This is a genomic window from Nocardioides sp. LML1-1-1.1, from assembly GCF_040676175.1.
Classification (GTDB): Bacteria; Actinomycetota; Actinomycetes; order Propionibacteriales; family Nocardioidaceae; genus Nocardioides.
Genome location: NZ_JBEGHK010000001.1, coordinates 357769 through 379497, shown reverse-complemented (window position 1 = coordinate 379497; position 21729 = coordinate 357769). Strand labels below are relative to the sequence as shown.

Genomic DNA, 21729 nt, shown 5'->3' with positions numbered 1-21729 from the left:
TCACAAGGAGGGGCGGAACTCCCGCAGCCGTGCCACGAAGTCGTGGGCGTCGACCATCGAGGCGTCGACCACGAACGGGTCCAGGCCCCGCCGCCCGAACCGGACCTGCCAGCCCGGGTCGCCCGGCTGGCCGACCATCTCCACGTCGGTCTCGGGCTTGCGCACCTCGAAGCGGTACGACGTCTCGCCCTGCTGCACGTAGACCATCCCGCGCACCACGCTGACCTCCACCGGCACCACCCGGGTGCGCACCGCGCCCCACGCCAGCAGGATCGTCAGCGCGATCATCACCACGCCGAAGGGCGTGCCGAGCTTGCCGTTGAGCAGGGCCAGCAACGCCACCATGCCCGCCACGACCGCGGTCGCGCCGAGCACCATCGACAGCACCCGCGGGTCGCTGCCGTCGCCGGTCAGCCGGTCCTCGCCCCCGTCGAACAGGGCCAGCGGGCCGTCCTCCTCCGCCTCCAGCGCGGTGATCCGCGCCTGCGCCCGCGCCAGCTCCTCGCTCAACGTCTCGACCCGGAGGGCCAGGGCGTCGCGCTCGGCACGCAGGTGCGCGAGGTCGGTCTCTAGAGGTCCGGTCGCCATTGGCGCAGCGCCTCCAGGAAGCTGTGGGACTCGACCATCCGGCTGTCGACGGCGACGGGGGACATGCTGCGGCGCAGGATGTTGACGCGCCAGTTGCGCGAGCCGGGCGTGCCGGTCTGCTCGATCTTGGTGTTCGGGCTCGTCAGGTCGAAGGTGCTGTTGAAGTCGCCGACCGTCACCTTGAGGATGCCCTGCTCGTCGATCGCCACCGTGCGAGTGTTGCCGAGCGCACGGAGCGCGAAGAGGAGCAGGCCCGCCGCGACCACCGTCAGCGTCGCGTTCAACGGGATGTCGTCGAGCATCCGGCCCTTGATCGCCTGCTGGCCGACCACCGCGGCGCACGCCACGGCGATCAGCAGCGCGACGAAGGCGAGGCTGGAGGTGCCGCGCTTGGAGTGGAAGGCGTGCTTGGTGCCGGTCGTCGTACCGGTGGGGGTGTCGGTGGCCAGCGCGGCCACGGTCGCCCGGCCGGCCTCGGTGGCCGAGGGACGGTGCGGGGCCGGCTCCGGCTCGGGCTCGGGCTCGGGCTCCACGTCGATCACCGTGGTGCTGGGCGCCTCGGGCTCCGGCTCGGGCTCGGGCTCGGGCTCGGGCTCCGGCTCGGGGTCCGGCTCGGGCTCCAGCTCCGGCTCCAGCTCCGGCTCCAGCTCCGGCTCCGGCTCGGGCTCCGGCTCGTCGAAGTCGCGCAGCGGCGCGAGCTCGGCGGCCACGGCCTCGTCCTCGCCCGTGATCGGGTCCACCGTCTCGTCGGCGCCGTCGGAGGCGTCGGCGGAGGCACGCCAGAGCGCGGCCAGGCTGGGCTCGGCCGCGACGGGCGGGGCGTCCTCGCCGTCCGCCGGCTCGATGCCCGCGCGCCACTGCTCGACGAGCGAGGGCGCCCGCTCGATGTCACTGGGCTCCTCGGCCGGCGCGGACTCGGCGGCGGCGAGCACGTCGGCAGCGGTCGGTGCGGTGGTGGCAGGCGCGGTGACCGCGGAGAGGTCGTGCTCCCCGGTCTCGGTCGAGGACACGAGGTACTCCTCGTCAGCCTCCACGACGCCCACGTCGGACAGGTCGTCCTCGGCGGAGGAGAGCAGGTAGTGCTCGCGCACCGCCTCGACCTCGTCGGCCGTGACCGGCTCCGGCTCGGTCGCGGGCTCCTCGGCCTCGGCCGCGGCGACGGCGAGGACCTCCGGTACGGCGGCGGCCGGCTCGTGCTCGGTCGCCACCAGCTCGGGCTCGTGCTCGGTCGCCACCAGCTCGGGCTCGTGCTCGGTCGCCACCAGCTCGGGCTCGGGCTCGGGCTCGACGACTGCCTCGGGCTCGGGCTCGGGCTCGACGACTGCCTCGGGCTCGGGCTCGGGCTCGACGACTGCCTCGGGCTCGGGCTCGGGCTCGACGACTGCCTCGGGCTCGGGCTCAGGCTCGACGACTGCCTCGGGCTCGGGCTCAGGCTCGACGACTGCCTCGGGCTCGGGCTCAGGCTCGAGGACCGGCTCGGGCTCGGGCGCGTCGTCCGGCTGCTCGTCGACGGGCTCCGCGTCCGGCGCGGCCACCACTGCCGCGATCGGTGCGACCACGGCCGGCCACACCGGTGCCACGGTCGGCGCGGGCGCGGGCGCGGCAACCGGAGCAGGCTCGGGCTGGGCGTCGAGGCGGGCCCGGATCTGGGCGACCTGGTCGGCGAGGTCGGCGGCGTTCGCCTCGGCGGCGGCCCGGGCCCGGGCGGCCTCGGCGAGGGCCTCCTCGCGTTCGCGGGAGAGCTCGTGGGCGCGGGTCTCGGCGGCGGCGCGGGCCTCGGCCTGCTCGGCGGCGCGGGCCTCGGCCTCCAGGCGGGCCTGGGTGGCGGCGGCGAGGGCCTGCGCGCGGGCGTCGGCCTCGGCGGCGGCGCGGGCCTCGGCGTCGAGGCGGGCCTGGGTGGCGTCGGCGAGGGCGCGCTCGCGCTCCTGGGCGAGCTCGGCGGCGTGGGCCTCCGCGGCCTCGCGGGCGCGGGTCGCCTCGGTGAGGGCGCGCTCCCGCTCCTGGGCGAGCTCGATCGCGCGGGCCTCGGCGGCCGCGCGGGCCTCGGCCTGCTCGGCGGCGGCAGCCTCGGCCTCGACCCGGGCACGAGCGTGCTCGAGGGCGGTCTCGCGGGCCTGGACCAGCTCGGTCTGGAGGCCTTCGAGGGCGTGGACGTGGGCGTCGGCGGCCTTCTCGAGCTCGGCGAGCGCGCTGGTGGCGCGGGCCTCGGCCTCGGTCCGGGCGTGGGTGGCCTCGGCGGCGAACTCGGCGGCGAGCGCGAGTGCCTCGGTGGCGGCCTTCTTCTCCTCGGCCAGGGCGGCGGCGGAGTCGTGGGCGGCGGCCGCGGCGGCCTGTGCCTCGCGGGCCAGCTCCAGCTGCTCGCGGGCGGCCTCCTCGGCGAGCCGGCGGGCCTCGTGCGCCTCCTCGGCGCGCTGCGCCTGCTGGGCGGCGGACTCGTCGGCGGCGACGCGAGCGGCGGCCTGCTCGGCGGCGCGGGCGGCGGCGTCCTCGGAGCGCTGCTCGGCGGCCTCGGCGGTCTCCAGGGCGATCCGGGCGAGCTCGGCCTGCTCCAGGGCGGCCTGCTCGGCGGCGGCCCGGGCCTCGTGGGCCTCGGTCGCGAGCCGGGCGTGCTCGGCGGCGGCGGTCTCGGCGGCGGCACGCTCGTCGACGGCCTGGCGGGCCAGGGCGCCGTGCTCCTCGGCACTCGCGGCGGCCTGCTCCGCGAGCAGGCGGGCCCGCTCCTCGGCGGCCTCGGCGGCGCGGTGCGCCTCCTGGGCGAGAGCGGCCTGCTGGCGTGCGGCGTCCTCGGCGAGGGCGCGGGCCTGGGCGATCTCGGCGGACGTACGCTCCGCCGCCTCGCGCTCCTCCAGCATCCGCCGGGCGAACTCGGCGTGCTCGGCGGCGCTGACCGCGGCGGCCTCGGCCATGACCCGGGCCCGGTCCTCGGCGGCGGCGCGCTCCTCGTGGGCCTGGCGCGCGGCGTCGGCGTAGCTGCTGGCGGCCGTCTCGGCCTCCTGCCGGGCGGTGGCCGCGGCGGCGGCGAGCTCGATCTGCTCCTGGGCGCGGGCCTCCGCGGCCTCCCGCTCGGCATGCGCGGCGGCGGCGCGCTCGGCCTGCTCGACCGCGTGCCGCTCCGCCTCCTCACGGCGCGCGGACTCGGCGTCGGCCAGCTCGGCGCGCTCACGGGCGGCGCGCTCGGCGGCCTCCCGGGCCGTCGACTCGGCACGGGCCAGCTCCTCGGCCTCGGCGCGGGCGCGGTGCGCGATCTCGGCAGTCTGTGCCTGCTCCTGGGCGAGCCGGTCGGCCTCGGCGCGGGCCTCGTGCGCCCGCTGGGCGGCCTCCTCGGCGGCGAGCCGTTCGGCGGCCTGGGTCGCCGCGGCCATCTCGGCGTCGCGCCGCAGCCGCGCGGCCAGCGCGGCGACGACCTCGGCGTTGGCCGGTGCCTCGGTCGGTACGTCGGCGTCCGCCTCCGGCTCGACCGCCGGCGCCAGCTCGGCCTCGATCTCCGCGCGGGCCTGGGCGAGGACCTCCGCCGGGCGGCGCGGGACGTCGTTCGACCGGTCGATGTCGGGAATGGGCTCCTCGAGCAGCGGCGGCTCGACGAAGTCGGCGAGCGGTCGCGCCTCCGGCTTCGGTGCCGCCCCCGGGCCGTTGCGGCGGCGCAGGCGGGCGAGTCCCTTGGGCGCCGGAGCGGGGATCGGCTCGGCGAAGCCGCCGTCGATGGCGGCCGCGATGATCCGCTGGCCGGCCTCCTCGTCGGTCGTGTGGTGGTCGCCGATCTCCCCGGTGGGGCCGGCCGGGGCGGCGGGCTCCTCGGCGGCGGGCTCCTCGGCGGCGGGCTCCTCGGTGGCAGGCTCCTCGGCCTCCAGCTCGGGCTCCGGCTCCGGCGCGGGCTCCGGCTCCGGCTCCGGCTCCGGCGCGGGCTCGGCCTCGGCGACGACGTCCGGCTCGTCCTCGATCGGGTCGCTCAGCGGGTCACCCTGCCGGGTCGCGCGGGAGATGATCGCGGACCAGTCGTCGCTGCCGTCCCAGGCGCCGGGAGCCTCGCCGGCGTACTCCGCCACCTCCGGCTCCTCGCGCACCCGTGCCATCCGCGCGGCCAGGCCACCCTCGGTGGGCACGCTCTCGTCGCGGCTGACGGCGCGGTCGATCAGCGCCGCCCAGTCCGCCTCGGACTCGGCAGCCGGCTCCTCAGCGGGCTCCTCAGCGGGCTCCTCGACCGGCTCGGTCTGCTCCACCTCGGCCTCGTCGGCCGCCGGCTCCTCGACCTGAGCCGCCGGCTCGTCGGTCTCCTCGGGATCAGCGTCCGCCGCGACCTCGGTCTCCGGCTCCTCGCCCGAGGTCAGCACCGCGTCCCAGTCGACGTCGTCGTGGTCGACCTCCGGCGCGGGCCCGGTCCGGGACCCGACCCGGGCGGCGATGTTGTCGGGGTCGTCCTCGGCGAGCAGGTCCTCGGGCGCCTCGTGCACGGCGGGCGTGCTCGGCTCGGGCGCCTCGTCCTCGCCCTCGACCACCGCGGAGGTGTGGCTGCGGCGCAGCAGCTCCTCGAGGTCCTCGGCGTCGAGCTCACCGACGACGGGGGCGTCCTTGTCGTGGCGTCGCCACAGCCGCCCCCGGCGTCCCTTGCCGCGCTCGGCGCGCGACTCGTCGAGCCGGGAGTCCTCGGACTCCGGCCCGTCGTCGGTGACAGAGCTCATGGAAGGTAAATCTACTCACGGATCGCGGGGTTACGCGGAATGTTCCACAGAGTGCGCCCGGCGGTACTGCACATGGGTGTCGGCCGGAGCGTGGGTGAAGCCCAGTCCGTCGTACAGCCGGCGCGCCGGGGCGTTGTCCGACTCGACGTACAGGATCACCTCGGCCACCCCGCGCGCGGCGAGGTGGTGCAGGCCGGCGAGGGTGAGCACCCGGCCGAGCCCGCGGCCCTGGGCCTCGGGGGCGATCCCGACGACGTACACCTCCCCGGTCGCGGCGTCGTGCTGCTTGGTCCAGTGGAAGCCGAGCAGCGTGCCGTCGGGGTCGACGGCGAGGAGCAGGCCCGCCGGGTCGAACCACGGCTCGGCCATCCGCTCCGCCAGCCCGGCCCGGTCCAGCGCGCCCTGCTCGGGGTGGGTGGCGAACGCCGCGGCGTTGACGGCCAGCAGCGAGTCGGCGTCGCCGTCGCCGTAGTCGCGGATCGTGACGCCGTCGGGCACCGCCAGCCCCGGCAGCGGTACGGCGGTGGGCCGGCGCATCACCCACAGCTCCCGGTCGCGGCCGAAGCCCCGGCGCTCGCCGAGCGCGCGGGCCGCCGGGTCGTCGCCGTGCGACCACGCCGTCAGCTCGCCCGGCGCCGCGACGGCCAGGTCGGCGAGCCGGCCGCCGAGCCCGGCGCCACGGGCGGCCGGCGCGACGACGAGGTCCAGCTCGCGGTCCCGCCGCAGCGCGAAGCCGTCGGCCAGCACCCACGCCTGCGCGCCGTCGAGCCCGTGGTGGCGCAGCCGCAGCAGGGCGGCCTCGTCGAGCGGCTCGGCCCCGTCGGAGGCAGCCGCCGCGGCGCTCACCGCCTCGATCGCGGCGAGCGCGGCCGGGCCGGTCAGGAAGTCCTCGGGGGGCACGCCTCGACGCTATCGCGAGCGGATCCGCGCGTTGCATGCGACGCGGTGCCCCGGGTAGACCTTCCCCATGAAGCTCAGCCACGCGGTGGGTGGGGCGGCGGTGGCCCTCGGCGCGGTCGCGACGCGCGACATCCTGCAGAAGCGGCACGCGCTGCAACGCAACTTCCCGGTGATCGGCCACGCCCGCTACTGGCTGGAGAAGATCGGGCCGGAGCTGCGGCAGTACATCGTCACCAGCAACGACGAGGAGCGGCCGTTCAGCCGCGACCAGCGGACCTGGATCTACGCCTCCAGCAAGGAGGAGAACAGCTACTTCGGGTTCGGCACCGACATGGACGTCGAGCACACCCAGGGCCACGCCTACATCAAGCCGCGCACCTTCGCCGACGAGCTGCCGAGCGACCACGACGCCAGCTGGACGCTGCCGAGCGCGAAGGTGCTGGGCGGCCCGCGCGGGCGGGAGAAGGCGTTCCGGCCGGGCTCGGTCGTCAACGTCTCGGCGATGAGCTTCGGCTCGCTGTCCTCGAACGCCATCACCGCGATCAACAAGGGCGCCGCGGCCGCGGGCTGCCTGCACAACACCGGTGAGGGCGCGATCTCGCCGTACCACCGCAACGGCGCGGACCTCGTCCTGCAGATCGGTACGGCGTACTTCGGCTGCCGCGACGACGACGGCTCCTTCTCGCTGCCGCGGCTGAAGGAGATGGTCGCCTCCGCCCCGGTCCGGGCGATCGAGATCAAGCTCAGCCAGGGCGCGAAGCCCGGCCTCGGCGGGCTCCTGCCGGCGGCGAAGGTGACCCCGGAGATCGCGGAGATCCGGGGCATCCCGGAGGGCCGGGACTGCGCCTCGCCGTCGCGGCACACCGCCTTCCGCGACGTCGACTCGATGCTCGACTTCGTCGAGCTGCTCGCGGCGGAGACCGGCCTGCCGGTCGGCATCAAGTCCGCGGTGGGCGCGATGGACTTCTGGGAGGAGCTGGCCCGGCTGATGGCGCCGCGCCAGCGGGGCGTGGACTTCGTGACCGTCGACGGCGGCGAGGGCGGCACCGGCGCGGCGCCGCTGATCTTCGCCGACTCGGTCGCGCTGCCCTACCGGATGGGCTTCTCGCGGGTCTACGGCACCTTCGCCGAGCTCGGCCTGACCGACGACGTCACCTTCGTCGGCTCGGCCAAGCTGGGCCTGCCGGACAACGCGATCGTCGCCTTCGCGCTGGGCGCGGACCTGGTCAACGTCGCCCGCGAGGCGATGCTCTCGATCGGCTGCATCCAGGCGCAGAAGTGCCACACCGACCACTGCCCGACCGGCGTCGCGACCCAGAACCCCTGGCTGGTCCGCGGTCTCGACCCGGTGTCGAAGGCCGAGCGCTGCGCGGTCTACCTGCGCACCCTGCGCAAGGAGCTGACCCGGGTGTCGGCAGCCGTCGGGGTCGCGCACCCCGGCCTGATCACCACCGCCGACGTCGACATCTTCAACGGCGACTACGACGCCCGCTCGCTCGCCGCGGTCTACGGCTACAAGGAGGGCTGGGGCGAGCTCGGCCCCCGGTTGCGCGAGGAGGTGGTGCGGCTGATGCACACCAGCGACCACTTCGACGAGCAGGGCCGCACGTCCTGAGCCCGGGTGGCGGGGAGGTCAGGCGTCGGTGCGCTCCGCCACCCGCGCCGCGTCGGCCTCGGCGGCGGCGTCCTTCGAGGGCAGCACGAAGCGGTAGCCGACGTTGCGGACGGTGCCGATGAGGGTCTCGTTCTCGGGGCCGAGCTTGGCGCGCAGGCGGCGTACGTGGACGTCGACGGTGCGGGTGCCGCCGAAGTAGTCGTAGCCCCACACCTCCTGCAGCAGCTGCTGGCGGCTGAACACGCGACCCGGGTGCTGGGCGAGGAACTTGAGGAGCTCGAACTCCTTGAACGTCAGGTCGAGCACCCGCCCGCCGACCTTCGCGGTGTACGTCGCGTCGTCGACGACGACCTCGCCGGAGCGGATCACGTGCGCCTCGGGGTCGGCGGCGTCCCGGGCGGCGGCGAGCCGGCCGATCGCGAGCTTGATCCGCGCCTCCAGCTCGGCCGGGCCGCAGGTGTGCAGCACGACGTCGTCCATGCCCCAGTCGTGGTTGACGACGGCGAGGCCGCCCTCGGTCGCGACCAGGAGGACCGGTACGTCGGTGCCGGTGGTCCGGATCAGCCGGCACAGGTCGCGCGCCCCGGCCAGGTCCTGTCGGCCGTCGACGAGCAGCAGGTCGGCCTCGGGTGCCTCGAGCAGGGCGCTGCCCTCGGCGGGCAGGATCTTCACCTGGTGGCCGAGCAGCGCGAGTCCGGGCAGGACCTCGGCGGAGGGCTGGAGGGCGCTGGTCAGGAGCAGGAGAGTGCTCACTTGGGTCTCCTCACTGGCACCCGCAGGATCCGCGGGGCCGTGTCGAGAGACCGAAACGCAACGCTGGGCCCCGGCCGGTTTTCGTGTAGGGAAGGATAGCGAAACGATCGCGCAACGGGGAAGGGAATCGACGGTGGATGAGACCGAGGTCATCCGGGTCCGCTACTGGGCCGCCGCGCGCTCCGCGGCGGGTGTGGCCGAGGAGGACGTCGCCGTCACCGGCCCGCTGACCCTCACCGAGCTGCGCTCGGCGGTCGTGGCGCGGCACCCCGGCGGTGCCTTCGCGGACGTCGTCGGCGTCTGCTCGGTGCTGGTCGGGGAGCAGCCCGTCTCCTCCGGCGACCCGGGCCAGGTCGTCGTCCAGCCGGGGGACACGGTGGAGTTCCTGCCGCCCTTCGCGGGCGGCTGAGAGAGTTTTACCGCGAACCTTCGCCAAAACCGACCCGGGACCTTGGTCCTGTGCCAGGGTGCCCTTATCGCGACCTGGGGGGAGACGGGGAGGGACGGCGGAATGACCGCTGTGCGCGTGCGGGCACGGAGCCACACGATGACGAGGGTGCGGCAGACGCCGCGACTGTTCAGCAACTACCTGCAGGTCTTCTTCGACCTCGGCAGCACACGCACCCAGTGGCGCCGCCCGGAGATCACCTTCCGGATGCGCAACGGCTACGTCGTCGCGTGCCCCAATGCAGACGGTGCGCGGTTCCCGCTCTACGAGATCTTCGCCGACGACGCCTACCACCTCGACGAGCTGCTCGACGGGGTCGAGGCGGGGGACACCGTGCTCGACATCGGCGGCCAGATCGGCTGCTTCTCGCTGGCGGTCGCGGGCGCGCGGCCCGACGTGAAGGTCCGCGTCTACGAGGCCTCACCGACCAGTGCCGGCTTCATCCGCCGCAACGTGCGCCGCAACGGGCTGATGTACCAGGTCGACGTACGACCGGTGGCGATGGCGGGCCGGGCCGGCCGGTTCACCTTCACCGACAGCGGCACCGGCAGCGGGCACAACGGGCTCACCGGCCTGGTGCTGACCAACGGTGGGCACGAGGTGACCGTGGACGCCGAGGAGTTCGACCAGGCGGTCGCGGCGGCGCAGAGCCCGGTGCGCGTGGTGAAGATGGACGTCGAGGGCGCGGAGTACGACATCGTGCTCAGCAGCAGCCCCGCGTCCTGGGCCGACGTGCGCAAGGTCGTCATGGAGTACCACCCGATGCCGGGCCGGAGCCTCGACGACCTGCTCGACTGGTTCGCCGCCCTCGGGCTGACTCCGACCCGCCACGAGCACGGCCCGATGCCGGGGCTCGGCGTGATCTGGCTGTCCCGCGCCGGGTGAGGCCCCTCAGGCCGTAGACTCCTGCGCGATCCACCGGAAAGGGGTCCTTCGTGCAGCAGACGGCAGCCGCCGGGCGCACTGGCGTCCTGGGTGCGGCGCCGGGCAACGGCTGGCGCGCGGCCATCGTCGTCGGGTACGTCGTGCTGACGGCCGGCCTCGTCGCGCTCGCCGCGACGCAGGGCCTGCTCGGCCTCGCCGCGGGCGTGCTGGTCGCCGGCTTCATCGTGCTGCTCGCGGTGCTCGGCTCGCTCAAGACGGCGACCCTGACGCTGATGGGCGCCTTCGCGACGGCACCGATGTACAAGGGCCTGGCGCCGGAGGGACAGCAGATCACGCCCACCGACGCCCTCTTCGTCGTCGGCTTCGCGCTGCTGCTGCCGCACGTGATCAACCGCCGGATCACGATGCCGATGAGCTATGTCTTCGGTGTCTCCGGGATCGCCATCTTCGGCGCGATCGCCTCGACGCTGTCCGAGCAGTCCTTCCTCAGCTTCTTCGCGCTCGTCCTGTGGCTGATCGTGCTGGTGCCGCTGCCCCTCGCCTTCGCGCTGTGGATGCCCTCGGACCGCATCATCGAGCTGCTCGCGTGGAGCTACGTCGCCGGGCACATGGTCAGCTGGATCGGCGGCATGGCGCGTGGCGGCGTGACCGCCGACGGGCGCTACTTCGGCCTGACGACGCACCCCAACTACTTCGGCCAGGCCGCGATCATGTCGATCAGCCTGCTGCTCTACCTGCTGTGGCACTACAAGACCCCGGTGATGCGCGCGGCCACGCTCGGCGCGATCGGCCTGTGCGGCGTGACCATCTTGCTGAGCGGCAGCCGCGGCGCGACCGCGGTGGCCGCCGTGCTGGTGCTGATGATCCCCGTGGTCGAGCGCTCCGCGGTGACCGGCTTCATCTTCGCGATCACCGGTGCGATCTTCCTCGCGGCCCTGCCGCTGGTGGTCGAGGTCGGCTCCGGCACCTCCGCGATCGACCGGATCCTGGGCCAGGGCAGTGCGTCGGGCTCCAACGAGGCGCGCACCAACGGCCTGGAGTCCGGCATCGACCGGTTCTGGCACAGTCCGTGGTTCGGCGACGGGTTGATCGACCTGTTCGACATCCACAACAACTTCCTCGAGGTCGCCGTCGGCGTCGGCATCTTCGGGCTGCTGGCCTATCTCTTCGTGCTCTTCGCCTTCGCCCGGCCGCTGTTCGGCGACAGCCGCTACCGCCGGCTCTGCTACGCCGCGTGGACCTACATCGGGTGGGGCGCGATCGTCCCGAGCCTCTACGACCGCGGGGTCTGGGCACCGATCGCGCTCAGCGTCGTCGCGGTCGTCACCACCACCGCGGGGACCTCCTCGGAGGAGGGCGACGGGGAGGCGGCGGACACTGATTCCGACGTACCTTCCACAACGCCTGTGGCGGCGCCGCCGGGCGTATAGCATCGGCGCGTCCTGGTGGCGTGTCACGAGAGGTTCCCGGTGTCCCTTCCCCCCCTCGGCAAGGTCGCGGCACGTGCGCGGCTGATGCTGGACTCGCGGTTGTCGGTGAAGCCCGTCAAGCGCAAGGTCCGTGGCATCGAGATGGTGCTGCCGCGCGGTCACGCGCTGCCGTACTTCACCCACCCGGGCTCGGTGTACTTCGACAACCTGGTCGCGCTCGCCAAGTCCCTGGCGGGCTCCGAGGGCGAGGTCACCCTGCTCGACATCGGCGCCAACGTCGGTGACACGGCGCTCGTCGTCCTCGACGCGGCGCCGGGCCGCGCGGTCTGCGTCGAGCCCGACCCGCACTGGAACGACTACCTGCAGTCGAACGTCGGCGCGATGGCCAACGTCGCCGTCGAGCACTCCGTCCTGGTCTCTCCCGAGACCGACCAGACCACCGGGCTCAAGATCGCCCGTGCCGAGCTCGGCAGCAGCATCGTCGAGCGCACCTCGCTGGAGGACGGCCTGCCGACGATCACCACCACCGCCCTGCGCGAGAAGTACCCCGAGCTGGAGAACGTCCGGCTGGTCAAGTCCGACACCGACGGCTACGACGTCCAGCTGGTCACCGCGGTGTCCGCGGCCTTCCTGTCCTCGATGCCGGTCATCTTCTTCGAGTTCGACCCGGTGCCCACCCGCATCGTCAACCCGGAGGTCACCCCGAGCGAGCTCTGGCCGACCCTGCACGAGCGCGGCTACGAGCGCGCGGTGCTGTGGGACAACGGCGGCCGGCTGATCGGGTCCTTCGCGACGACCGAGCTGGTCGAGCGCACCGCCGAGCTGGAGCGCACGACCAAGGAGGAGCGGGGCTACTCGTTCTGGGACGTCGCCGTCGCGCACCGCGACGACCCCGCGGGCCTGAAGGCCCTCGAGGACGCCGCGCGCGTCGGCTGACCGGGCCGGGCGGCCCTGGGGCTCAGTCGGGGTAGCCGAGCTGGGCGACCAGCCCCGGCACGGCCTTCTCGACCGCCGCGTAGTGCTCGGGCTGGAAGAGGTCCCGGTAGCCCTTGCGGTCCACCCGGTAGTGCGACTCCGCGCCGGCCTCGCGCTTGGCGAGGTCCTTGGCCTGGAGGCTCTCGCGGGAGGTGTCGGCCAGCAGCGTGGCGAGGTCGGCCTCGGAGAGCTCGACCCCGCAGTGGGCCAGCATGCGGCGCACGTGCGGCTCGGGGTCGGCGGAGACCTCCTCGAGCTTGAACGCCTCGACGTTCGGGTCCTCGATGCCGGCCCAGGTCGCGATCTCCTGCAGCCGCGGCGCGGCCTCCTCGATCAGCTTGAGCAGGCCCTCGTCGAAGGGCATCGCGCGCAGCTCGTCGCGGACCTGCTCGACGTAGGCGTTGTAGGTGTTCTGGTGCGTCTTGACCGCGGAGAAGTAGCCGGAGACCACGACGTCGCGCGGGTCGCGGAACATGTAGACCACCCGGTGCGGGTGGCGGTGCGGGATGCGGCGGTACTCGTCGTAGCGGACGTACAGGCCGGGCACGTAGCTCGCCAGCGGCAGGCCGCGCTCGGGCTTGTCCTGGTAGTTGAGCTGCGGCACCGTGAAGAGGTTGGTCTGCGCGCGCACCACCGGGTGGTTGAAGACGGCGCGCATCCACTGGCTGCCGGCCTTCGGGGTGGAGGCGGTGTAGATGTTCGCGATCGCCGGGAGCTCGCCGCGGCGCTCCATGGCCCGGCCCCGGGCCCGCGCCGCCTGGTGCGCGCCCTTCTTCAGCGCCAGCCGGGCCGGTCCCCAGGACACGGTCGCGGTGGCCCACTCGATCGCCTTCTGCTTCGAGCGGTCGCCGACTGAGATTTCGTTGTTCACTTGGGAGCTCCCTCGGGTACCAGCGGACGCCCCATGCGTCCTTCGACGGTGCGCGCGAAACGCACACCCTGCTGCCCCCTGGTGGGCTACCTTAGACCTGCTTGGGCGACTTACGACAGCATCGGTGGGTTTCGTGGACAAGGGTGTGTCGTCGGCTGGACGCCGGCTGCGCGTCATCACCGTCGACCAAGCAGTCTCCGGTGCGTCGAACGTGCTCATCCTCGTGCTCGCCGCGCAGGTGCTCGGCGTCGAGGCGTTCGGCCTCTACGGCATCGTCTTCACCGCCTTCGTCACGGTGCAGGGCTGCCTGCGCGCGCTGCTGTGCGAGCCGCTGCTCGTGCACCCGGAGGAGGCCGAGGAGCGCCCCGGCGACGCCATCGGTACGACGACGCTGCTCGGCCTCGGTGCGGGCGTCCTGCTCGTGCTGGCCGGCCTGGTCACCCACCTGTGGCACGGCGAGCTGGCGAATTCTTTCATCGTGCTCGGCGTCTGCATGCCGCTGATCGCGCTGCAGGACCTGGGCCGCTACCTCGGCTTCACCACCCACCGGCCGTCGTTCTCGCTGATGATCGACACGGTCTGGCTGGTGCTGATGATCGCCGCCATCGTGCTGCTGGCCATGCTCGACCACAGCAGCCTGGTGACCTTCGTCGCCGCCTGGGCGGGCTCCGGCGCGCTGGCCGGGATGCTCGTCTTCACCCGGTTCGGCCTGCGCCACCTGCACGTCTCCCTCAACTGGCTGCGCGAGACCTGGTCGTTCTCCTGGCGCTACCTGATCGGCTTCGCCTCCACCCAGATGGCCTCGCTCTCCAGCTCCGTGGTGGTCGGGGTGGCCGCCGGCGCGGACGCGCTCGGCGCGGTGCGTGGCACCGTCCTCATCACCCGCCCGGTCGGGCTGGTGCACCTGGCGTCGGTCGCCGCCGGCACCGCGGAGATCTCCCGGCTGGAGCCCGGCTCGGCGCAGGTGCGCCGCCACGTCCGTCGTACGACCCTGCTGACGGTGGTCGCCTCGGTCGTCAACATGGCCGTGCTGCTCCTGCTGCCCGACTCGGTGGGTCGCCTGGTGCTCAAGGACGTCTGGGAGCCGACCCAGGCGCTGCTGCTGCCGGCGACCGTGCAGATGGTCCTCTACGGCGCGATCTGCGGCACCCGCGCGGGCCTGCTCGGCATGCGCGCGGTGCACAAGACGGTGCGCATCGACATCGCCACGACGGTCATCCTCACCGCCGCGATCTGCGTCGGCGTGGTGGTCGGCGGCGTCACCGGTGCCTACTGGGCGCTGGTCGCCGGACAGGCCGTCTGCAACGTGATCTGGTGGACGACGTACCTGCGTCACCGCCCGGAGGACCAGGTCGGCGGCCGCGCCGCCGAGGACTCCGAGAGCCAGTCCGGCGACTCCGGCTCCCAGCCCGCTTCCGCTCAGTAAGGTGACGCCCATGCCGACCCCCACGGTGACCTACTGCACCGTCCTCGCGACCAATTACCTGCCCAAGGCCCTGGCGCTCGCCGAGAGCCTGGAGCGGCAGATGGGCGCCCGGCTGGTCGTGCTGCTGATCGACGCGGAGACCTCCACCGACCACGACCTGCCCGCGGACCTGCCGATCCGGCTGCTCGGCACGGACTTCCTCGGCCTCGACCGCCGCGAGCTGCTCGGCATGACGACCCGCTACGAGCTGGTCGAGTTCGCCACCGCGATCAAGCCGGTGCTCTTCAAGCGGCTGCTGGAGGAGACCGAGCAGGTCTTCTACCTCGACCCGGACACCTACGTGACCGAGCCGATGGAGGAGCTCTCCGGCGAGCTGCAGGCCAGCGAGGGCGGCATCCTGCTCACCTCGCACTTCCTCCACCCGCTGCCCCCGGGTGCGCCCGTCAACGAGGGCCACCAGGTGATGGTCGGCATCTACAACCTCGGCTTCGGCGGCTGGGACCGGCGCGCGATCGAGGCGCTCGACTGGTGGTGGGAGCGGCTGCGCTGGGAGTGCATCGTCGACGCCCTCAACGGCCTCTTCGTCGACCAGAAGTGGATGGACATCGGCGCCGACCTGTTCCGGGCCCGCGCGCTGCGCCACCACGGCTACAACGTGTCGGTGATGAACGTCCACGAGCGCCCGCTCGCCCAGGACGAGAAGGGCTACGCGATCGTCGGCAAGGACGAGCGGTTGCGGCTGTTCCACTTCCACGCCTTCGACCCGCAGCGCCCCGAGCTGATGTCGGTGCGCTGGTCGGAGTCGCCGGTCCACTCGCTCACCGAGGACTCCACGATCCGCGCCCTCGCCGAGGAGTACGCCGCCGCGGTGCTCGCGTGCTCGGAGAAGCTCCCGCCCGCCCCGGCCTACCGCTACAACCACGACACCGCCGGGAAGCGGATCCCCCGGCTGATCCGCCGGGCCTGGCGGGTGCAGGCCCGCGCCGGTGCCGACCTGCCGCTGCCCTTCCTCCCCGAGGAGGCCGAGGCGTGGAAGGCCTGGAAGCGGGCCGCGTGGAAGACGGTGGGGCGCGAGCTCGGCGGCGACGCCGCGAAGGGCGCCCGGATCACGCTGGTCGACGAGTTCGTCTACGTCAAGGAGCGCTTCCCGCGGCTGGTCTCCGGGGTGCGCGGCAAGATGGTCGGCAAGTCCGGCATCTGGGGCTGAGGCCCGCCACGACGAAGGGCCCCTGCCGGCTGGCAGGGGCCCTTCGTCGTACGGTGCAGCGAGCTCAGGAGCGCACGGCCTCGATGAACCAGGAGTCCTCGCGCTGCTCGACGTCGGCGAGGTGGGGCAGCTTGCCCTCGCGGAAGGTGTGCTCGCTCATGTCGGCGAAGCCGGCCTCGGCCAGCAGCGACTTGACCAGGCCACGCGTCGGCTGCCAGCGGTGCCAGTTGGAGCCGCCGACGAAGGTGACCAGGCGCTTGCCGGTGGGCTTGGACTCGGGGTGCGCGCGCAGCATCTGGCCGTACATGATCCCGGCCTTGCCCTCGGGGTCCTCGGCGGCGGCGAGCAGGTCCTTGGCGAACTGCTCGGCGTCCGGCAGGGCCAGGCGGATCAGCGCGCCGGGCTTGAGCACGCGGGCGCACTCGGCGAGGAACGCGCGGGCGTCCTCGAGGAAGAGGTGCTCCAGCATGTGCGAGGAGTAGACCGCGTCGGCGGTGCCGTCCGGCAGCGGCAGCGGCTTGGAGAGGTCGCGGCGCAGGATGTTGTCGGGCCAGGTCCCCATGTGGTCGTTGGTCAGCACCCCGACCTTCTTGAGGGTCTTCCGGACCGCGGGGAAGCGGCGGAGGATCATCATGGGGGAGCGGTCGATGTTGATCCAGGTCTTCGGCGCGTGGTGCCCGCAGCCGAGGTTGAGGAGCACACCGTCGGGCCAGTCGGCCGGGTCGATCATCTTGTTGCTCACGAGCGTCCTTCGAACGATCCGTCGGGAGGGAGTTTCCTGCAGCGGCAGCCTATCGGTCGCCTCGCTCCCGTGGAGCCGGTTCCGCGGACCCGGCCGCCCCGCTCCCGATAGGGTCGCGGCGTGCACCTTGTGGTCGACGCGCTCGCGGTCCGGGCCGGCAGCGCCGGCATCGTGGTCGAGCACCTGCTCCACGGCTGGACGCGGCTCGCGCCCGCGGACCGGATCACCGTCCTCGCCGACGGCGACCTCGAGCTCACCCCGCCGCCGGGCGCCGCGGTGGTGCAGGTCGGCTCGCCCGCCGGGGGCAGGCTGCGCACCGCCTGGCTCCGCTCCTTCGCCGTACGACGCGAGGCCCGCCGGCTGGGCGCCGACGCCGTGCTCTCCGGGGTGCCGGCGAGCGCCCTGGTGCCGCCGGGCTGTCCGCACGGGCTGATCATGTACGACTTCCGCCACGAGCTGCGGCCCCACCAGTTCCCCCGCAGCCGCCGCGCCGCGCGCCGGGTCTCGTGGGGCCTGGCGATGCGCAACACCGACCACATCTTCTGCATCTCCCAGCGCACGTACGACGACCTGCGCCGCCTCCACCCCGGCCCGGCCCGCAAGGGCGTGGTCGCCCGGCTGGGGGCCGACCACGTGGACGCCTGGCCGCCGACGGAGCGGGCGGTGCCGCCCTACGCCCTGACCTTCGGGCACTTCTCCAACAAGAACGCCGGCGCGGTGCTGGCCGGCTGGGCGCGCTGGTGCGCGAGCAACGACGAGATGACCCTGCGCGTGGTCGGCCTCGGGAAGGCCGGCCGGCCGGCGGTCGAGGAGGAGCTCGCCCGGCTCGGGATCGCGGACCGCGTGGAGCTGATGCCCTGGCTCGACGACGAGGCCTTCCAGCGCTGCTTCGCCGGCGCCGGGCTGATCGTGTTCCCCTCGGACTTCGAGGGCTTCGGGCTGCCGGCCGCCGAGGCGCTGCGCCTGGGCATCCCACTGGTGGTCTCCGCCGACGAGGCGCTGGCGGAGGTGACGGGCGGGCACGCCGCGGTCACCGCCAGCACGGGTGCCGAGGACCTCGCCGACGCGATGGCCCGGGCGCTGGCCTGCACCCCGGAGGAGCTGGCCGCCGGTCAGGCGCACATCGCGGACTTCACCTGGCGGGCCACTGCCGCCGCGGTGCGCGACTCACTGGCCGCGGACGGTCGCTGAGGGCAGCAGGTAGTCGGCGTCGTCCTCGACGCCACTGCGGGCCCGGGCCAGGTCCACCTGGGCCATGTGCTCGACGAGCTCGCGGAAGCCGACGCTCGCCCGCCAGCCGAGCGCGGCCGCAGCGGGCTCCGGGTCGGCGACGATGTGCGCGGTGTCGGCCGGGCGCAGCAGGGCCGGGTCCTGGCGCACGTGCGGCCACGGGTCCTCGATGCCGACGGCGGCGAAGGCCGCCACGATCAGGTCGCCCAGGGTGTGCGCGACGCCGGTGCCGAGGGGCAGGTCGACCGGGGTCTCGGTGCCGAGCATGCGGTGCATCGCGTCGACGTACTCACCGGCGAAGCCCCAGTCCCGGCTCACGTCGAGGTTGCCGAGCACCAGCTCCCGCTCGGCCCCGACCGCGATCCGGGCCGCGCCGCGGGTGATCTTGCGGGTCACGAAGGCGGTGCTGCGCAGCGGGCTCTCGTGGTTGTGCAGCACGGCGAAGCAGGCGAACAGCCCGTCCTGCTCGCGGCGCGCGACGATGGCCTGCTCGGCCTCGGCCTTGGCCTTGGCGTACGGGCTGTCCGCCGCGGTGCCGCCGACCTCCGCCGAGGAGGCCTGGAAGAACCGGACCTCGCGGCCGAGCCGTTCCTGCAGCCGCACCGTCGCGTCCAGCAGCCGTACGACGGCCGTGCCGTTCGTCGCCGCGGTGTCCTCCGGCTCCGACCAGCTCCGCCCGACCGAGGTCAGCGCCGCGAGGTTGTAGACGTGGTCCGGCTCCTCGGCCTCGAGGAGCGCGGCCATCGCCTCGCCGTCGCGCAGGTCGACCGGGACCACCCGGGCACCCGGCACGTAGCGAGCGGCCCGCTCGGCGCCGGTCGAGCCGGGCGAGCAGGTGCCGGTGACCTGCCAGCCCGCGGCCAGCAGGTGCCGCGCCAGGTAGATGCCGTCCTGGCCGGTGAGGCCCGTGACGAGCGCGCGCGGAGACTCCACCCGAGGAGTCTGTCAGGCGACGGCGTCGGCGTCCGCGGCGGTGGCGGGGTAGGACTGCGCCCGGAGCTGACGCACCCGGGTCTTGCGGCCCTCGACCAGCTCCAGCGCGGCGTCGTAGGTCATGGGCTTCCGGAGCCCGAAGGTGATCAGCACCGTGTTGAGCAGGATCATGAAGTCGAGCCGGATGCTCGGGGTGGCGGCCGTACGACGGGCGTAGGACGCCTCAAGGTGCAGGCGCTGGGCGTCGGTGAGGTCCTGGCGGCCGACGAGCTGCGGGAGGCCGGTCAGGCCCGCCGGGGTGTCCCAGCGGCCGTCGAGCTCCTCGTGCTGCTCCATCAGCGCGTCGCGGACGACGTCGGTGAGGGGACGGGCGCCGACGATGCTCATCTCGCCCTTGAGGACGTGGACGAACTGGGGGATCTCGTTGAGGCCGAGGCCGTCGAGGATCCGGCCGACCTTGGTGTAGAGCGGGGAGTCGGCCGGGGTGTTGAGGAACCGGCCGGCCTCGATCGGGGCGACCACCTTGTTGGCGTCGCGGATCATGACCCGCAGCTTCACCATCTCGATGGCGGTGCCGGCGCCGACCCAGCGGCGCGAGCGGTAGAAGATCGGGCGGCCGGAGAAGATCAGGACGGCGAGGCCCGACAGGGCCACCACCGGCATCCAGACGACGGCGGCGAGGCAGATGACGACGACGTCGAAAACGCGCTTGCGCAAGCTGCAAACCTCCTGTCGAGGACCAAGCCGAGCCCTAGGTCACCCAATCGGCGGGATGGGGGACACCCGCTCATGCAAGCCAACGAGCGACCGTGGAAAGAGATACGTGTTACATCCAGAAGTTCCGAATCGGTTCACCGGCGCGCCGTGGAGCCGAGCAGGTGTTCGAACCGAGAGGCCAGCCGCTCGAGCGCGAACTCCTGCTCCGCCAGGTCCCGCGAGGCCTCTCCGAGCTCGACCCTGAGCTCGTCGTCCGCGAGCACGTTAGCAATCCAACGACCGGCTTCAGGCAACGAGGCGTCGGCCGGTGGGAGAACTTTTCCCCCCGCGCGCTCGACCAGCGCGGAGGCGAGGTTCTCCGCGGGCATGAGCCCGAGCACCGGCCGGCCGGCGCACAGGTAGGACAGCGTCTTGGACGGGACGGAGAAGGCACCTGCCTCCTGCTCCAGGAGCACGACCAGCAGGTCGCCGGTGCCGAGCACCTCCGGCAGCCGGTCGTAGGGCTGGAACGGGAGCAGGGTGACCTCGACACCCAGCCGGGCCGCCTCCTCGCGCAGGACCTCGACCGCAGGCCCCGAGTTGACCACGACCAGGCGCACCGGGCGGCCGGCGTCGATGGTCGCCTTCGCCAGGCGGACCAGGAGGGCCGGGTTGTGCTTGAGCCCGAGGGTGCCGGAGTAGACCAGGGTCTGGACGTCGTCGAGGCCGTGCTCGGTCGCCCAGTCGTTCTTGCGCTCGGTCGGCCGGATCTCCTCCAGCGGCGCCCAGTTCGGGATCACGGTGACCTTGTCGGCCGTCCCCCACGCCTCGTGCACCGGCACGAAGGAGGGCGCGATCACCACGATCGCCGCCGCCCGGCGCGAGCACCAGCGCTCGGCGACCTCGAAGGCCCAGGCGACCACCGCGAACCGCTTCGGCAGCTTGCTGCCGGCGAACGAGCGCACCGCGACGGCGTACACGTCCTGGTGCCACAGCACCCAGGGACGCCGCAGCACGGCCATGAAGAACGCGAAGATCACCAGGGTCGGGATCTGCACGTTGGACATCATCGCGACGTCGGGGCCGACCCTCCGGACGTGGCGCACCAGCTCGAACCCGCGCAGCGTCTCGCGCACCAGGCGCTGCAGCATCCGCTGGTTGTCGATCTGCTTGCTGCCACCGATCCCCTCGAAGGTGATCGTCTCGCCGGGCAGCGCCTCCAGCTTGCCCTTGCCGGAGACGTAGCCCTCGACGTAGGAGTGGGTGACGTCGTGGCCGCGCCGGGCCAGCTCACGGCTGAGCTCGGCCTGGAAGGGATGTCCGCTGTGGTCGTGGACGAGGACCCGCATCAGCCCTGGGCGCGCTTGACCTGGTCGTAGACCCACGCGTAGGTCTTGGCCAGTCCGTCGGCCAGGCTGATCGACGGCTCCCAGCCGAAGACCTCGTTGATCTCGGTGTTGTCGGAGTTGCGGCCCCGCACGCCCTGGGGCGCGGAGAGGTCGTAGTTCCGCTTGCACGTGATGCCGGCGATGTCCTCGACGATGGAGTAGAGCTGGTTGATCGAGACCAGCTCGGCGGAGCCCAGGTTGATTGGCTCGACGTGGTCGCTCGCCAGGATCATCTGGGAGCCCTTCACGCAGTCGTCGATGTACATGAAGCTGCGGGTCTGCTCGCCGTCGCCCCAGATCTCCAGCTCGTGCTTGCCGGAGATGACCGCCTCGGCGATCTTGCGGCACACCGCGGCGGGGGCCTTCTCGCGGCCGCCGGTCCAGGTGCCCTCGGGGCCGTAGACGTTGTGGTAGCGCGCCATCCGGGTGGTGAGGCCGAAGTCCTCACGGAAGTGACGGGCCATCCGCTCGGTGAAGAGCTTCTCCCAGCCGTAGCCGTCCTCCGGCATGGCCGGGTAGGCGTCGGACTCCTTGAGCGCGGTGACCGACGGGTCGGTCTGCTTGTCGGCGGCGTAGACGCACGCGGAGGAGGAGTAGAAGAAGCGCTCGACGTCGTGCTTCTGCGCGGCCTGGAGCATGTGCGTGCTGGTCAGCACGGTGAGCATGCACAGGGCCTTGTTGTTCTCGATGAAGCCCATGCCACCCATGTCGGCGGCGAGCATGTAGACCTCGCGCGCGCCCTGGGTCGCGGCGTCGGCGTGCTCGAGCAGGGAGAGGTCGCCGACGCTGTTCTGCGCGTCCGGGTGCACCTGGTACCACTCATCGAGGGGCTTGACGTCGACCGAGCGCACGGTCTTGCCCTGTGCCAGGAGGTCGGCGACCAGGTGACCTCCGATGAAGCCGCCGCCGCCGGCGACGAGGACGTCTACAGGGCCCGCGTTCATGCTGTTCTCCTCCAGGAAATGG

The 21729-nt window shown here is 73.2% G+C and carries 18 protein-coding genes; 8 read left to right on the top strand and 10 right to left on the bottom strand.

Annotation, left to right across the window (positions count from 1 at the left end; genetic code table 11):
* From MRBLML1_RS01840 to mshD, 3 genes are read right to left on the bottom strand one after another with little or no spacing between them, the layout of a single operon-like run.
* Complete coding sequence (locus MRBLML1_RS01840) at nucleotides 1-588, bottom strand: hypothetical protein (protein ID WP_364510556.1); 588 nt, start codon at nucleotides 586-588, stop codon at nucleotides 1-3.
* Nucleotides 570-5264 (bottom strand): hypothetical protein, encoded by a 4695-nt coding sequence (locus MRBLML1_RS01835; RefSeq protein ID WP_364510553.1) that lies wholly within the window; start codon nucleotides 5262-5264, stop codon nucleotides 570-572. Before MRBLML1_RS01835 ends, MRBLML1_RS01840 begins: the two co-directional genes overlap by 19 nt.
* Before the next feature lie 30 nt (nucleotides 5265-5294).
* Nucleotides 5295-6164, bottom strand: a complete 870-nt coding sequence (mshD, locus tag MRBLML1_RS01830; RefSeq protein WP_364510550.1) for a mycothiol synthase — start codon at nucleotides 6162-6164, stop codon at nucleotides 5295-5297.
* A gap of 67 nt (nucleotides 6165-6231) precedes the next feature.
* Between mshD and MRBLML1_RS01825 the strand changes: the two genes are divergently transcribed.
* On the top strand, nucleotides 6232-7779 hold the full coding sequence (locus MRBLML1_RS01825) for an FMN-binding glutamate synthase family protein (protein WP_364510547.1): 1548 nt from the start codon (nucleotides 6232-6234) through the stop codon (nucleotides 7777-7779).
* Nucleotides 7780-7797: 18 nt separating this feature from the next.
* Here the strand turns inward: MRBLML1_RS01825 and MRBLML1_RS01820 are convergent, their stop codons facing one another.
* The gene (locus tag MRBLML1_RS01820; protein ID WP_364510544.1) at nucleotides 7798-8532 is read right to left on the bottom strand and encodes a response regulator transcription factor; all 735 of its coding nucleotides are present in this window, start codon (nucleotides 8530-8532) and stop codon (nucleotides 7798-7800) included.
* Nucleotides 8533-8665: 133 nt separating this feature from the next.
* On the opposite strand from MRBLML1_RS01820, the gene MRBLML1_RS01815 reads away from it, so the two are divergent.
* The 4 genes from MRBLML1_RS01815 (at nucleotide 8666) to MRBLML1_RS01800 (ending at nucleotide 12231) form a co-directional block, all read left to right on the top strand.
* A complete protein-coding gene (locus tag MRBLML1_RS01815; protein ID WP_364510541.1) occupies nucleotides 8666-8941 on the top strand; it encodes a MoaD/ThiS family protein in 276 nt (91 codons plus the stop codon).
* Nucleotides 8942-9079: 138 nt separating this feature from the next.
* Nucleotides 9080-9865, top strand: a complete 786-nt coding sequence (locus tag MRBLML1_RS01810; RefSeq protein WP_364510538.1) for an FkbM family methyltransferase — start codon at nucleotides 9080-9082, stop codon at nucleotides 9863-9865.
* A 50-nt stretch (nucleotides 9866-9915) separates the two neighbouring features.
* On the top strand, nucleotides 9916-11295 hold the full coding sequence (locus MRBLML1_RS01805; protein ID WP_364510536.1) for an O-antigen ligase family protein: 1380 nt from the start codon (nucleotides 9916-9918) through the stop codon (nucleotides 11293-11295).
* Between the two features lie 39 nt (nucleotides 11296-11334).
* The gene (locus tag MRBLML1_RS01800; protein ID WP_364510533.1) at nucleotides 11335-12231 is read left to right on the top strand and encodes an FkbM family methyltransferase; all 897 of its coding nucleotides are present in this window, start codon (nucleotides 11335-11337) and stop codon (nucleotides 12229-12231) included.
* 22 nt (nucleotides 12232-12253) lie between these two features.
* Here the strand turns inward: MRBLML1_RS01800 and MRBLML1_RS01795 are convergent, their stop codons facing one another.
* Nucleotides 12254-13141 carry a sulfotransferase domain-containing protein gene (locus MRBLML1_RS01795; RefSeq protein WP_364510530.1) on the bottom strand — a complete coding sequence of 296 codons (888 nt, stop codon included), beginning with the start codon at nucleotides 13139-13141 and terminating at the stop codon, nucleotides 12254-12256.
* Nucleotides 13142-13265: 124 nt separating this feature from the next.
* Here MRBLML1_RS01795 and MRBLML1_RS01790 point away from each other — a divergent pair, with 124 nt between their 5' ends.
* A complete protein-coding gene (locus MRBLML1_RS01790; protein ID WP_364510527.1) occupies nucleotides 13266-14567 on the top strand; it encodes an oligosaccharide flippase family protein in 1302 nt (433 codons plus the stop codon).
* Nucleotides 14568-14577: 10 nt separating this feature from the next.
* Nucleotides 14578-15774: a hypothetical protein gene (locus MRBLML1_RS01785; protein WP_364510524.1), complete on the top strand. Its 1197-nt coding sequence runs from the start codon at nucleotides 14578-14580 to the stop codon at nucleotides 15772-15774.
* Between the two features lie 64 nt (nucleotides 15775-15838).
* Here MRBLML1_RS01785 and MRBLML1_RS01780 read toward each other — a convergent pair whose 3' ends face one another.
* Nucleotides 15839-16516 carry a methyltransferase domain-containing protein gene (locus MRBLML1_RS01780; RefSeq protein ID WP_364510521.1) on the bottom strand — a complete coding sequence of 226 codons (678 nt, stop codon included), beginning with the start codon at nucleotides 16514-16516 and terminating at the stop codon, nucleotides 15839-15841.
* Between the two features lie 120 nt (nucleotides 16517-16636).
* Between MRBLML1_RS01780 and MRBLML1_RS01775 the strand changes: the two genes are divergently transcribed.
* Nucleotides 16637-17707: a glycosyltransferase gene (locus tag MRBLML1_RS01775; RefSeq protein ID WP_364510519.1), complete on the top strand. Its 1071-nt coding sequence runs from the start codon at nucleotides 16637-16639 to the stop codon at nucleotides 17705-17707.
* Here the strand turns inward: MRBLML1_RS01775 and MRBLML1_RS01770 are convergent.
* The 4 genes from MRBLML1_RS01770 to MRBLML1_RS01755 form a co-directional block, all read right to left on the bottom strand.
* Nucleotides 17684-18679: a GDP-mannose 4,6-dehydratase gene (locus MRBLML1_RS01770; protein ID WP_364510516.1), complete on the bottom strand. Its 996-nt coding sequence runs from the start codon at nucleotides 18677-18679 to the stop codon at nucleotides 17684-17686. The two genes, MRBLML1_RS01775 and MRBLML1_RS01770, sit on opposite strands and share 24 nt — an antisense overlap.
* 12 nt (nucleotides 18680-18691) lie before the next feature.
* Nucleotides 18692-19396, bottom strand: a complete 705-nt coding sequence (locus tag MRBLML1_RS01765; protein WP_364510514.1) for a sugar transferase — start codon at nucleotides 19394-19396, stop codon at nucleotides 18692-18694.
* A gap of 134 nt (nucleotides 19397-19530) precedes the next feature.
* Entirely contained in the window at nucleotides 19531-20724 is a 1194-nt protein-coding gene (locus tag MRBLML1_RS01760; RefSeq protein WP_364510511.1) for a glycosyltransferase family 4 protein, read from the bottom strand.
* Nucleotides 20724-21707 (bottom strand): NAD-dependent epimerase/dehydratase family protein, encoded by a 984-nt coding sequence (locus MRBLML1_RS01755; RefSeq protein WP_364510509.1) that lies wholly within the window; start codon nucleotides 21705-21707, stop codon nucleotides 20724-20726. The genes MRBLML1_RS01760 and MRBLML1_RS01755 overlap by 1 nt, the downstream gene beginning before the upstream one ends.
* Nucleotides 21708-21729 lie beyond the last annotated feature (22 nt).